Below are 12,716 nucleotides of genomic sequence, written 5' to 3'. Positions count from 1 at the left end.
GTATACTGGCGAATCTTCGACAGCTAACTTGCAGATATGCAAGCAGTTAAATGGAATATTTGGATGACTGGAAATAAGCTGACATTGGCCGGACTGGCCAAACTGGCTGGTGTATCTACCTCTACGGCTTCCAGAGCCTTGCACAACAACCCTCTGATTAAAGCGGAAACACGTCAGCGTATTCAGGATTTGGCTAAGACCCACAATTTCAGTCTCAATGCGGCGGCCTCCAGGCTCAGGTCCCAAAAAACCAATGTCATCGCGGTTATCCTTAATCTTGATTATGAGACAGAGCAATCTATTGACGATCCATTTCTGCTCAAGGTGGTTGGCGATATTAATCAAGCGGTTAACCAGCAGGGGTATGAATTGTTGCTGTCCAATTCCCGCATGGCCGGAGAGGATTGGTACGGCTATTTTGTCGCTGGCAGAAGGGCTGATGGTGTGATTGTTGTCGGCCAGGGCAAACAGCAAACCCAAATTGAGCGGGCGTTTGCAGCAGGAACACCTCTGGTTGCCTGGGGCGACCCCAGCTCAGAGTCCGATTACCCGGTTGTGGGCAGTGACAACTTTCGAGGTGGCCAGTTGGCTGCCACCCATTTGTTGGAAAAGGGGGCGGGGAGAATCCTGTTTCTGGGCGACCCCGACCACGCTGAGATAGGTGAACGTTATCGTGGCTGCCTGGGAGAGCTTGAGGCTGCCGAGGCCTGTTTGGAACTCCTGCCAATCGACCTTACCAGCGAGTCGGCGTACAGGGCGATTAATCTGAGGTTGCAAAGCGCCGGCCTTAATTTTGACGGGGTATTTGCCTGCAGTGATATGGTTGCATTTGGTGCCATGAAAGCCTTGAAAGAGCGGTATGTCAGTGTCCCCAATGATGTAAGGATTGTAGGTTTTGATAACATCGCCATGGCTGAAGTGAGCTACCCTTCACTAACGACGATAGCGCAAAACACTCGTATGGCAGCCCAATCTTTGGTCTCTAAGTTATTGATTCAGCTCGAAGGGGATAAGGCCTGTGCAGAGCAATTACCGATTGAGCTTATCTGCCGGCAATCCAGTTGATGAATGTTGATGCCGTGCAAACGTTTGCAAAGTTTTGAGGTGGTTGTTAGGCTGCTTTCCAGAACTAACCCGCTTTGGAGATGCCGATGCACAGGGCAAGGAGTATTGCCGCACTAGTCAGTTGCTACTTTCTGTTTGCAATATTGATGAACAGCGTGGGGACCGTGATTTTACAGTCGACGTTGTCATTTGGGGTATCCAAAGCACAGGCTGCCAGCCTTGAAGGTTTTAAAGATATTCCCATCGCGCTGGTGTCTTTGTTGCTGGCTTCCTTTATTCCGAGAATTGGCTACAAAGTAGCGCTTACAACCGCCTTGTTAGCCCTGTCTATTGTGTGTGTTGTGGTTCCCTCAATTCCCCACTTCTGGATGATTAAGCTGCTGTTTGCAGCCATAGGCAGTAGCTTTGCCCTGGTAAAAGTGAGCGTCTACTCCCAGGTGGGGGAGTTATCCGACAGCAAAGCCGCGCACTCAAGTTTACTCTCTACCATAGAGGGAACCTTTATGCTTGGGGTGCTGTCTGGATACTGGTTGTTCCCTCTGTTTTTTGGTGATGCAGCCCAGTCGTTTGATTGGCTGAATGTCTACTATCTCCTTGGAGGCATGTTGTTATTGACCGGAGGCCTGGTGCTTTTTACTCCCTTGCCTGAGCCCCAGTGTAACAAGGATGGCAGGGTATCCGGCGGATTGAGGGAGAGCTGGATGCAGATGATTCGTCTCGCCATCGAGCCTTTGGTGCTGGTGTTTGTGTTTTGTACCTTTCTGTATGTCCTGATTGAACAAGCGGTAGGAACCTGGTTGCCGACATTTAACCATGAATATCTTGGGTTACCTTTATCGGTCAGTGTTCAGTTAACCAGTGTTTTCGCCGCCAGTCTGGCGCTTGGACGGCTGGCTGCGGGACTGTTGCTGAAGTGGATACCCTGGTTCTCACTATTGACCGGTTGTGTGCTCCTGATGGCGCTGTTGGTATTACTGGCTTTGTCCTTTGAGCCTTCAGTGTCTGGGTCGGTCACAGGCTTAACCGATATTCCCGCCGCAGCCTGGGTGATGCCCCTGATAGGCCTGGTCATGGCTCCTCTGTATCCGGTCCTCAACTCCTTAATCCTGTCGAGTCGTGAAAAGAGTCAGCATGCGTCGATGACAGGCTTGATTGTGGTGTTTTCAGCACTGGGAGGGACAACGGGCTCCTATATCACAGGGTGGCTGTTTCACCATTTCGGCGGGCAGCAGGCGTTTCTGCTGACCATAGTGCCAATGATCATTCTGCTTTTTTGTCTGATTGGCTTTCGCAGATTAACGGCGCCAGCCACAAACCTGCTGCAGGGGTCCTGATATGCCAATTATCAACCATCTATTTATTGCCGTGCAGCAGGCGGGCTTGTTTGAAGACAGCAAGACGTTTGCTGATGCTATCCCTAAAAACAGCTGGGACGCAGCAGAGAGAGCTTTCCTGGCGGAAAAGCCAGAGCAGTCGAGGGAGTCGTTAACCCGGTTTGTTCATCAACACTTTGTTTTTGCAGACTCTCCTGAGCTTCAGGCGCTGCCTGATTGCCATTCGGTCACTGAATATATTCGGGCGCTGTGGCCCCGGCTTGCACGTAAGGCGAGCAAGGGCAATCTTGGCTCTCTGCTTTCTTTGCCCCACGACTATATCGTGCCAGGGGGACGCTTTAATGAAATCTATTATTGGGACTGCTATTTCACGGCGCTTGGGCTTAAAGATGCAGGCTGTTTCCAACAGATAGAGGATATGCTGGATAATTTTCTGCATTTGATTGCCACCCATGGACATGTGCCAAACGGTAACCGGAGTTATTACCTTGGCCGATCCCAGCCACCAATAATGGCTTTGATGATCGAACTGTTGTGGGAGCGGCGCAGCAAGGAGCCTGATTGGCTGGCGGCGTGTTATTCGGGGCTGCGTACAGAATATGACTTCTGGATGGCAGGAGAGGGCGTAGTTTCTGAGCAGCTAACTGGTTTTCGACGGGTAGTCCGCATGCCCTGTGGTGCGATCATGAACCGTTATTGGGACGACAGATCCGGTCCCCGCCCTGAGTCATACCGCGAAGATATTGAGTTGGCCTGCAGAATACCGGAAGAGCGCAGGGACAGCTTCTATCTGGATATCCGTGCAGCCTGCGAATCGGGCTGGGATTTCAGTAGTCGCTGGCTCGATGATGCCGGTGATCTGGCCTCTATCGCCACTACGACCAGAGTCCCGGTTGATCTTAATACCTTTTTGTACCTGACGGAGATGATGCTGCTTAGGTTGGGAGAGGCGCTGAATGCATCTGAGCAGACTGAGTATCGAGTCAGGGCCCAACAGCGGAAAGCCAACATACTTAAATACTGCTGGTCAGCCGAACAAGCCTGGTTTATGGATCTTGATATCCGGGACTGGCAACATACTGGCTCTGTTTCTCTGGCCGGTGTACTGCCGATGTTTGCAAACATTGTCACTGAAGATAAGGCCTGTGGAATGGCCGCAAATCTGCAAAACCGCTTTTTAAAAGCCGGAGGGTTAGTGACGACACTGCATACTACCGGGCAGCAATGGGATAGCCCCAATGGTTGGGCACCTCTGCAGTGGCTTGCCGTAAAGGGGCTGCAGAATTATCAGCATCATTCGCTGGCCGGGTTAATTATGCGTCGGTGGCTGGATATGGTGGAAACTGACTTTAATCTGCATGCCTGTCTGCTTGAAAAATATAATGTATGTGAACCCGGACAGTTGGCTGGTGGCGGTGAGTACAGGGTGCAGCAGGGCTTTGGTTGGACCAATGGTATTACTGCGCAGTTTTATCGTCTTTTGAATGAGGCTTAGGCAGATTTGAGATAAAAAAAAGCCCGCTATCAGGGGTAGCGGGCTGCAAATTAAAGCATTGCAATCAACAAATTGAAGGAAGGAAGTCAAGCATAAGAACCAGGGATAGACAGATGTGAAGAGTTCACACAAGTCTGAAGTTCTTGTTTTCACTGCCCGCAATCGGCGGGAGCTTCCTGAAAACGAGGTGAATTCTAGGCCGATTTTCTCGACTGAACAAACGAGAAAAATTCCAATTTCAGATAAATAAATCTAATGATAAATTCGGTGATCTCAGTCACGCTGAGTCACTCGAATCGCTTTAATCGCGTTGGTTTTCAGCAGATTTGCATAATTATTCGGTTTCCGTTCCCGGATTATGAAAATAGATTGTTAAATGTTGAAATTTCAATTTGTCGAATAAAGATTTTCCCCCTGTTTTCTGACGGCTGTCAGCATTTTTGGACCTGGCTTTATCCGATTGTTTTTGTTGAGCCTCTGCTGATATTACATTTACTCACATTCCCGCCCCGCGTGCGGCGTTGCTTTGTTATCAATTCTTTGTATAGTAGCGAAATCCTGGCGCACAGGGACGCCGGCGAAATAATCGGCATTGATGCTGGGCAAAGCCTGTATTTTTTGCCCTTTCAAGCAGTGCTGATGACATAAGAAAGATAACAAGGAATCACGATGACGACTCTTACAGGAATGAAGCGCAGCGCTCTGGCGTTGCTCTTGGGCGGTGCCTTGAGCGCCTGCCAGTCTACCGACACAGCCAGTGTCGACAATCAAGCCTCTGCAATTACCTACCCAACTACAGCTGCCGATGATCTGGTTGAAACCATTCATGGTGTCGACGTTGCTGATCCCTATCGTTTTCTGGAAGTGAATGATGGGAAAACCAAAGCCTGGGTAACCGAGCAGCAGGAGTTTGGCAACAATTACCTGGCGGCGATTCCAGGTAAGCAGGTGCTGGTGGACCGTATTACCGAACTTTGGAACTACGAGAAGGTCTCTGCGCCATTTGAATATGGTGATAACCAATTCTATTTCCGTAATGATGGCCTGCAGGCACAGTCAGTGCTTTATGTGAAAGGCAAGGATGGCAATGAGCGGGTACTGCTGGATCCCAATAATCTGTCTAAAGACGGTACCATTGCACTTTCAGGCCTGTCTGTCAGCAATGATGGTAACACCCTGGCTTACGGTGTATCCAAGTCAGGTTCAGATTGGCAGCAGTGGTACTTCAAAGATGTTTCGTCCGGTGAAATGCTGAAAGACACACTGGAGTGGATTAAGTTCTCTTCTGCCCAGTGGGACCACGATAACAAAGGCGTCTTTTACTCCCGTTATGATGCGCCGGCCGGCGGTGACAAGCTGGCGGACGTCAACTTCAACCAGAAGGTTTACTACCATAAGCTGGGAACAGATCAGAGCGAAGATATCTTGATCTATGAACGTCCTCAGAACAAAGACTGGGGCTTTTACAGCACGGTATCGGATAAAGGCGATTACCTGCTGATTTCTGTCTCTCAAGGCACAGATTCCCGTAACCGCTTCTTCTATAAGTCGCTGACAGAAAAAGATGCGCCTGTGGTTGAGTTGATTAAGGATCTGGAAGCTGAGTACAGCTTTGTGGGTAACGATGGCTCAGTCTTCTATTTCAAGACCGACCTTAATGCGCCAAAAGGCAAAGTCATTGCTATCGATGTTAACAAGCCTGCCAAGGCTAACTGGGAAACTCTGATCCCGGAAAACGAAGACACCATGCGCTCGGTGGAGATTGTTAATGATCACTTCGTTGTGACCTATATGCACGACGTACTGGGCAAGATGTCCATCTATAGTATGGGCGGCGTGAAGCGTCAGGATGTCAAATTGCCGGGGCAGGGCAATGTATCCGGTGCCAGTGGTAAGCGCAGCAAAGATTACTTCTATTACAGCTTCAACTCTTACGTTCAGCCTTCCACCATCTACAAGTATGACTTCCGCAGCGGCGAGTCCACAGTATTTGCCGAGCCAAAAGTCGCTTTCAACCCGGATGATTATGTCTCTGAGCAGGTGTTCTACACCAGCAAAGACGGTACCCGTGTACCTATGATGGTGTCCTACAAGAAGGGAATGAAGCGTGATGGCGACAACCCGACACTTTTGTACGCCTATGGCGGTTTCTCCATTTCACTGACACCAAGATTCAGCCCGGCCAATATCGCCTGGATGGATATGGGAGGTGTGTATGCAGTTCCTAACCTGCGTGGCGGTGCTGAATACGGTGAAGCCTGGCACAAGGCCGGTATGTTGGATAAAAAGCAGAATGTATTTGATGACTATTATGCTGCCGCCGAATACCTGATTGATCAGGGTTACACCAATTCAGGCAAGCTGGGTGCTTATGGTCGCAGTAACGGTGGCCTGTTGATGGGCGCGGCCCTGACACAGCGTCCTGAACTTTTCTCAGCGGTACTGCCAGCCGTAGGCGTACTGGATATGTTGCGCTTCCACAAGTTCACTATTGGTTGGGCGTGGGCCAGCGAGTATGGCAGTGCGGAAGACCCTGAGCAGTTCAAGACTCTGCTGGCTTACTCGCCATATCACAATGTCACCGAGCGTGAGTATCCGGCAACCATGGTGATGACGGCTGATCACGATGACCGTGTAGTACCGGCTCACAGCTTTAAGTTCGGTGCCATGATGCAGCAAAAGCAGCAGGGCGATGCGCCTGTGATTATGCGTATAGAATCAAAAGCCGGACATGGAGCGGGTAAACCTACTGCTATGCGCATTGATGAGTACGCAGATATCTACCTATTCCTGTGGGAAAACTTTGGTCTGAAAATGCCAAAGAGTCTGTAACAAATGCAAAATAAATAAAAAAGGGGCACTTTTGCCCCTTTTTTGTGTCTGAATGCAAACAAGCCCTGTACCTGTATGCTCCGTGTGCTGCGTGGCATTCACATCACCGAGGATGGCAGGTATAGTTAGGCATCATTTAACGCACTGAATTTGCAGTACCGTACTTATGTTTCATTGGCCTATTTCAGTTTATTACGAAGACACAGATGCGGGTGGTGTGGTTTATCATGCCAATTACCTGAAATTTTTCGAACGGGCCAGAACGGAATGGCTCAAAGCTATGGGTATCGGCCAGACCGAGTTGCTGGCTGAGGATATTGCCTTTGTTGTCAGCCATGCTGATATTAACTTTCGCCGTCCTGCGCGCTTTGAGCAGGAACTCGAAGTGGTATCCGAAATCACCATGCTGAAAAAGGCCACTCTCAAGTTTCATCAGCGTCTGTTGGATACCGACGGCCAGTGCTATTGTGAGGCGGAGATTACGGTCGCCTGCGTTCAGCTCTCTCGCATGAAGCCTCATGCGATCCCACCATTTATTGTTCAGGAGTTTCAAAGTGCACGCTGATATGTCGTTTATCGGGCTGTTTATGCAAGCCAGTTTGTTGGTAAAGCTGGTGATGCTGACCTTGCTGGGGCTGTCCATTATGTCCTGGGCTGTGATTATCCAGCGTCGTAACCTGCTGACATCGGCGAAGCAGCGCCTGCAAAAGTTTGAAGATAAATTCTGGTCCGGTGTGGATCTTAACCGTCTTTACACCGAGCTGCAGGCCAGGGGCGATCAGAACTCCGGTCTGGAAGCCATGTTTGTTGCCGGTTTTAAAGAGTTTTCCCGCCTGAGCCAACTCAGCGGTCGTACTCCGGGTGCTGTGATGGATGGTAGCTATCGCGCCATGCGCGTTACCCTTAACCGTGAGGTTGAGTCCCTGGAGGCAAACCTGCCTCTGCTGGCGACCATTGGCTCTGTCAGTCCATACATAGGTCTGTTTGGTACCGTATGGGGGATCATGAACTCCTTTATCGCGCTGGGCGCGGTGGAAAACGCTACGCTGGCTATGGTCGCACCGGGTATTGCGGAAGCGCTTATTGCGACAGCAATTGGTCTGTTTGCCGCGATTCCAGCGGTGATCGCCTACAACCGTTTTGCCACTCAGGTTGAAAAACTGGAACTGGCCTATGCCAACTTTATGGAAGAGTTCTCCAGCATCTTGCACCGCCAGGCATACAGTGAGAAGGAAGCTGTGTAATGGTGCCTGCATATCAACGCAAGCGCCGCCGGCCGGTCGCTGAAATCAACGTAGTGCCCTACATAGATGTGATGTTGGTACTGCTGATCATCTTTATGGTAACCGCCCCGATTGTGACTCAGGGGGTGAAAGTGGATTTGCCTCAGGGGGAAGCCGAAGCCTTACCGGCTGAAAGCAAGCCGCCTGTGGTTGCCTCGATTGATGAGTTTGGCGATTACTATCTGGATGTGGGCTCAAGTTCCAGTCGTGAAACTCTGGATCTGGAAGAGATTGCTACCCGGGTGGCTGCCATAGTGCAATTGGAGCCAGAACGCCCTGTGGTGGTTAAAGCGGATAAATCTATCGCCTACGAGCGTGTTATCCAGTTAATGGTCACTCTGCAGGGGGCGGGTGTGCCTTCCGTAGGCTTGATGACTGAATCGCCGGAGGATAACTGAGTTGGCCAGGCAGGACTTAACTATGCCCATGCTGATTTCAGCAGGGCTTCATCTTGGCGTGATAGCTATTCTGGTGGCCGGTGTCGATTTTACCAGTGATCCGCCAAAACCAACACCTGCTGCGCAGGAACCTATCGTTCAGGCCGTGGTCGTTGACCAGCAAAAGGTGGCTGCTCAGGTTGAGAAACTTAAACAGCAAAAGCTGGATGAGCAGCGCAGGGAAAAGGCCAGACAGGACGAGCTGGACCGCAAGGCCCGTGAGGCTAAACAGGCCCGTGAACGTGAACAGCAGCGTATCCGTAACCTGGAAGCCGAGCGCAAGCAGCAGGAGATTGAAACCAAACGTGCTGCTGATGCTGCCAAAGCGGCCAAGCTGAAAGAGCAGGAAGAAAAGAAAAAGGCGGCGGCTGCAGAAGCTGACCGCCAACGTAAAGAAGCTGAGCGTAAAGCGTCAGAAGAAGCCGCACGTAAAGCTGAAGAGAAGCGCAAAGCGGAAGAAGCCGCTGCCAAAAAAGCCGCCGAAGAGCGTAAGCGCCGTGAAGAAGCTGAACGTAAGCGTCAGGCTGAAGAGGCTGCTCGCCGCGAGCAGGAGCGTCAGATGGAAGAGGCCATGGCCGCAGAGCAGGCCGCGCTCGCTGCCCGTCGCAATCAGCAGGTTGTATCTGAAGTCTCCCGTTACACCGCCATGATTAAAGCGACTATTCAACGTAATTTGGTGGTGAACGAAGCGATGCGGGGCAAGACCTGTCAGGTGTATATTCGTTTGGCAAAGGATGGCTTTGTGACAGCAAGCCGGGTTCTGTCTGGTGACAGCACAGTATGTCGTGCCACTGAAGCCGCCATCAACCGGGCTGGCAGATTGCCGGTTTCACCTGAAGCGGATGTGTATCAGCAGCTCAAAGAAATCAATCTCACAGTACAACCTGAGTTTAATTAAGGAAGTCTCATGAAAATCCTGGGGAAATTTTTAGCCCTGATGTTGATTGTGTTCAGTCTGCCGTCGAAAGCGGCACTGGACATTGTGATTACTGAAGGGGTGGATACGGCTCGTCCTATCGCCGTGATGCCCTTTGTGTGGGAAGGAGCCGGGCCAGTACCTGAGCAGATTGCCAATGTGGTGATGTCAGATCTCAGCCGCAGCGGTACCTTTAAGCCGGTTGATGTTATCTCGCTGCCACAGCAGGGAATTAGCATGGTGTCGCAATTTGACCCGGCAGCCTGGGCGAATTTTGATGCTGAGGCTCTGGTAATGGGCTCCATCAAGCCCTATGGCACCAACCAGTATCTGGTGAAGTTTGAGCTGGTGGATCTGATCAAGAGTCAGATGCAGGTTGCTCAGGGCAAGATTGATAAAGCTGATTTGTCACTGGACGCCCGTGAAACGGTTATCTCTGCTTCTCAGTTCCGTCAATACGGTCACCGCATCAGCGACATCGTATTTGAAAAGCTGACCGGTATTCGCGGCGCCTTCCTGACTCGTATCGCATATGTGGTGGTGGATCACAATAAGTCCAACCCTTATCAGCTGATGATCTCTGACTATGATGGTTACAACGAGCAGATGCTGCTGAGCTCGCCTGAGCCACTGATGTCGCCGTCCTGGTCGCCAAACGGTCGTGAGCTTGCCTATGTGAGTTTTGAAAACCGTCAGGCTGAAATCTTCGTGCAGGATATCTACACCCAGGCCCGTAAAAAGGTGACCAGCTTCCCGGGCATCAACGGTGCGCCTGTGTTCTCTCCCGATGGTAAAAAGTTGGCGGTCACTCTGTCTAAAGATGGCCAACCGGAAATCTATGTGGTGGATATCGCTACCGGCGCGATCAAGCGTGTTACCAATCACTACGCCATTGATACTGAGCCTTCCTGGTTCCCGGATGGACGCGCCTTGCTGTTCACTTCTGAACGTGGTGGTCGCCCTCAGATATATAAGGTCGATCTGGCCAGCGGAAAAATTACCAGACTGACCTTTGAAGGTGAGTGGAATCTGGGTGGCAATATTACCCCGGATGGCCGCAGCATGGTTTTTGTGAACCGAACCAATGGCAAGTTCAATATTGCACGCATGGATCTGCAAACCGGATTTATGCAGGTACTGACTTCAACCCGTCTGGACGAATCGCCCAGCACTGCACCTAATGGTACCATGGTGATTTACGGTACTACTCATAACGGACGACAGGTATTGGCGGCGGTTTCAATGGATGGTCGATTTAAGGCGCGACTGCCAGCAGGGCAGGGAGAGGTGAAATCACCGTCCTGGTCCCCATTTCTCTGATTAACGATTAAAACGAAAAGGATAAAAACATGGAACTGAACAAATTATTGAAAGCAATGGCTGTGGCTTTGCCTCTGCTTGCTTTGGGCGCCTGTAGCTCAACGTCCGAATCTGAAACCGATGCCAGCGGTAGTCTGGGCTCCAACACTGGTTCATCTTCCGGTGTGGTATCCGGTGGTGTTGAAACCGGCAGTGCAAGCCAGATCCTGACACCAGAAGAACAGCAGCAGTTGAAAGAGCAGGAACTGCGTAAAGAACACATCATCTACTTCGACTTTGACCGCAGCGAAGTTCAGCCACAGTTCCTGGAGATTATTCAGGCTCACGGTAATTACCTGGTTGAGAACCCAAATGTGCGCGTACTGATTGAAGGTCATGCTGATGAGCGTGGAACCCCTGAGTACAACATCGCCCTGGGTGAGCGTCGTGCCAAGGCGGTAGCCAAGTATCTGCAGAGCATGGGCGTACTGCCAAGCCAGATGAGCATCGTCAGCTATGGCGAAGAGAAGCCACTGGATCTGTCCCGCACCAATGATGGTTTTGCCAAGAACCGTCGTGCGGTTTTGGTTTACTGATAACAGGCAGGAACACAACACATGAAAAAAGCGGTTTTGGCCAGCTTGATTTTCATGAGTGCAGGTACAGCAATTGCTGCACCTGCACCGGTTGAAGATCTGGCAGGCGGCAATGCCACCGACAGAGTGGCACGACTGGAACGTATTATTAAAGCCAAACAACAGGCTGATTTTGAACTGCAAAGCCGGGTAGATACCCTGCAGCAGGAAGTACTGGATTTACGGGGGTTGGTAGAGCAACAAAACTACCAGCTTAACCAGATGCTGGAACGTCAACGTCAGCTCTATGATGAAATTGCTCAGCTGCAATCTCAGAAAAACAGCGTGGCGGTTACTCCGGTAGCCACGGCGCCTATATCAACAGGTACCGGTGCAGCGACTTCTACTTTGAATGAAACTGCCAGCTATCAACATGCTTTGGATCTGGTTCGCAAAGAACGTAAGTATGATGAAGCCATCGTTGCCTTTGATAACTTCATCAAGCAATACCCAAATTCCACCTTGATTGCCAATGCCAACTACTGGTTGGGACAGCTTCTCTATAATAAGAGCGATTTCACTGCAGCCAAGCAGGCATTCTCTGCCGTGGTCACCCGTTACAAGGATTCCAACAAAAGAGCTGATAGTCTGTTGAAACTTGGCCTGATCGCTGAGAAGACAGGTGATAAGGTAGAAGCCAAAAACTTCTATCAGCAGGTGCAACGTGAGTACGCTGATACCTCTTCTGCCCGCATTGCTGGTCAACAATTAGCTGGCCTAAAGGGTTAATTAATTAAAAAATATGCGCTTAGTCTGTTTTTCAGGCAAGCGAAATGAAAACAGGATTTTGCACTTGCATGCAAAGCCGAAAAAGGTATTATAGGCGCCCTCGGAGCGGCACAGTCCGCAACGAAGCATGATGAATGGGTCGTTAGCTCAGTCGGTAGAGCAGTTGGCTTTTAACCAATTGGTCGAAGGTTCGAATCCTTCACGACCCACCACTTCAGTGTCTTACTTCATACTTGAGTAGATAGTATGGGCTGAAATCGGGTCCACGCTCTCGCGTGTCTTCATCAATAATACCTGTGGGTCGTTAGCTCAGTCGGTAGAGCAGTTGGCTTTTAACCAATTGGTCGAAGGTTCGAATCCTTCACGACCCACCACTTTCCTTTGGGAAAGGGTTCTTCGGAACACAACACAATACGGGTCGTTAGCTCAGTCGGTAGAGCAGTTGGCTTTTAACCAATTGGTCGAAGGTTCGAATCCTTCACGACCCACCAGTATTTTTGTGATGTTGAAAGAGCAGTTGGCTGCTAATTCAACAGCGCAATTGGTCTAAGGCAAACGCTCAAGACCGCCACTTTCCTTTGGGAAAGCGTTCTTCGGAACACAACACAATATGGGTCGTTAGCTCAGTCGGTAGAGCAGTTGGCTTTTAACCAATTGGTCGAAGGTTCGAATCCTTCACGACCCACCACTT

11 protein-coding genes and 4 tRNA genes are annotated in these 12,716 nt (G+C 50.5%); all 15 read left to right on the top strand.

From position 1 onward, the window contains the following. Window positions 1-63 precede the first annotated feature (63 nt). The 15 genes from L2725_RS17820 (at window position 64) to L2725_RS17750 (ending at window position 12,713) form a co-directional block, all read left to right on the top strand. Window positions 64-1,065 (top strand): LacI family DNA-binding transcriptional regulator, encoded by a 1,002-nt coding sequence (locus L2725_RS17820; protein ID WP_249250205.1) that lies wholly within the window; start codon window positions 64-66, stop codon window positions 1,063-1,065. Between the two features lie 86 nt (window positions 1,066-1,151). Next, a complete protein-coding gene (locus tag L2725_RS17815; RefSeq protein ID WP_249250204.1) occupies window positions 1,152-2,399 on the top strand; it encodes an MFS transporter in 1,248 nt (415 codons plus the stop codon). 1 nt (window position 2,400) lies between these two features. Next, window positions 2,401-3,894, top strand: coding sequence for a trehalase family glycosidase (locus L2725_RS17810; protein ID WP_249250202.1), 1,494 nt, complete (start codon window positions 2,401-2,403; stop codon window positions 3,892-3,894). Window positions 3,895-4,563: 669 nt separating this feature from the next. Next, the gene (locus tag L2725_RS17805) at window positions 4,564-6,726 is read left to right on the top strand and encodes a prolyl oligopeptidase family serine peptidase (RefSeq protein WP_249250201.1); all 2,163 of its coding nucleotides are present in this window, start codon (window positions 4,564-4,566) and stop codon (window positions 6,724-6,726) included. A 166-nt stretch (window positions 6,727-6,892) separates the two neighbouring features. Continuing rightward, on the top strand, window positions 6,893-7,291 hold the full coding sequence (gene ybgC, locus L2725_RS17800; protein WP_248937698.1) for a tol-pal system-associated acyl-CoA thioesterase: 399 nt from the start codon (window positions 6,893-6,895) through the stop codon (window positions 7,289-7,291). Next, window positions 7,281-7,970 (top strand): protein TolQ, encoded by a 690-nt coding sequence (gene tolQ / locus L2725_RS17795; protein WP_248937699.1) that lies wholly within the window; start codon window positions 7,281-7,283, stop codon window positions 7,968-7,970. The genes ybgC and tolQ overlap by 11 nt, the downstream gene beginning before the upstream one ends. Beyond that, window positions 7,970-8,407 (top strand): protein TolR, encoded by a 438-nt coding sequence (tolR, locus tag L2725_RS17790; RefSeq protein WP_115138242.1) that lies wholly within the window; start codon window positions 7,970-7,972, stop codon window positions 8,405-8,407. Before tolQ ends, tolR begins: the two co-directional genes overlap by 1 nt. A 22-nt stretch (window positions 8,408-8,429) precedes the next feature. Continuing rightward, on the top strand, window positions 8,430-9,344 hold the full coding sequence (gene tolA / locus L2725_RS17785) for a cell envelope integrity protein TolA (RefSeq protein ID WP_428985301.1): 915 nt from the start codon (window positions 8,430-8,432) through the stop codon (window positions 9,342-9,344). Window positions 9,345-9,353: 9 nt separating this feature from the next. Beyond that, on the top strand, window positions 9,354-10,682 hold the full coding sequence (gene tolB / locus L2725_RS17780) for a Tol-Pal system beta propeller repeat protein TolB (protein WP_249250198.1): 1,329 nt from the start codon (window positions 9,354-9,356) through the stop codon (window positions 10,680-10,682). 29 nt (window positions 10,683-10,711) lie between these two features. Then, on the top strand, window positions 10,712-11,257 hold the full coding sequence (gene pal, locus L2725_RS17775) for a peptidoglycan-associated lipoprotein Pal (RefSeq protein WP_115138244.1): 546 nt from the start codon (window positions 10,712-10,714) through the stop codon (window positions 11,255-11,257). Between the two features lie 21 nt (window positions 11,258-11,278). Beyond that, the gene (gene ybgF, locus L2725_RS17770) at window positions 11,279-12,025 is read left to right on the top strand and encodes a tol-pal system protein YbgF (RefSeq protein WP_115138245.1); all 747 of its coding nucleotides are present in this window, start codon (window positions 11,279-11,281) and stop codon (window positions 12,023-12,025) included. Window positions 12,026-12,161: 136 nt separating this feature from the next. Continuing rightward, window positions 12,162-12,237: transfer RNA gene (locus L2725_RS17765), tRNA-Lys, on the top strand. A gap of 86 nt (window positions 12,238-12,323) precedes the next feature. Then, window positions 12,324-12,399, top strand: a tRNA-Lys gene (locus tag L2725_RS17760). A gap of 41 nt (window positions 12,400-12,440) precedes the next feature. Continuing rightward, window positions 12,441-12,516: transfer RNA gene (locus tag L2725_RS17755), tRNA-Lys, on the top strand. 121 nt (window positions 12,517-12,637) lie between these two features. Then, window positions 12,638-12,713 (top strand) — tRNA-Lys (locus L2725_RS17750). Window positions 12,714-12,716 lie beyond the last annotated feature (3 nt).

Source organism: Shewanella corallii (assembly GCF_023349125.1).
GTDB lineage: Bacteria > Pseudomonadota > Gammaproteobacteria > Enterobacterales > Shewanellaceae > Shewanella > Shewanella corallii.
This window is presented reverse-complemented; position numbering and strand designations above follow the sequence as displayed.

Excerpts from the sequence above, each read along its gene's own strand:
- L2725_RS17820 (WP_249250205.1), top strand. The coding sequence starts at position 64 with ATGACTGGAAATAAGCTGACATTGGCCGGACTGGCCAAACTGGCTGGT.
- L2725_RS17815 (WP_249250204.1), top strand. The coding sequence starts at position 1,152 with ATGCACAGGGCAAGGAGTATTGCCGCACTAGTCAGTTGCTACTTTCTG.
- L2725_RS17810 (WP_249250202.1), top strand. The coding sequence starts at position 2,401 with ATGCCAATTATCAACCATCTATTTATTGCCGTGCAGCAGGCGGGCTTG.
- L2725_RS17805 (WP_249250201.1), top strand. The coding sequence starts at position 4,564 with ATGACGACTCTTACAGGAATGAAGCGCAGCGCTCTGGCGTTGCTCTTG.
- ybgC (WP_248937698.1), top strand. The coding sequence starts at position 6,893 with ATGTTTCATTGGCCTATTTCAGTTTATTACGAAGACACAGATGCGGGT.
- tolR (WP_115138242.1), top strand. The coding sequence starts at position 7,970 with ATGGTGCCTGCATATCAACGCAAGCGCCGCCGGCCGGTCGCTGAAATC.
- tolA (WP_428985301.1), top strand. The coding sequence starts at position 8,430 with ATGCCCATGCTGATTTCAGCAGGGCTTCATCTTGGCGTGATAGCTATT.
- tolB (WP_249250198.1), top strand. The coding sequence starts at position 9,354 with ATGAAAATCCTGGGGAAATTTTTAGCCCTGATGTTGATTGTGTTCAGT.
- pal (WP_115138244.1), top strand. The coding sequence starts at position 10,712 with ATGGAACTGAACAAATTATTGAAAGCAATGGCTGTGGCTTTGCCTCTG.
- ybgF (WP_115138245.1), top strand. The coding sequence starts at position 11,279 with ATGAAAAAAGCGGTTTTGGCCAGCTTGATTTTCATGAGTGCAGGTACA.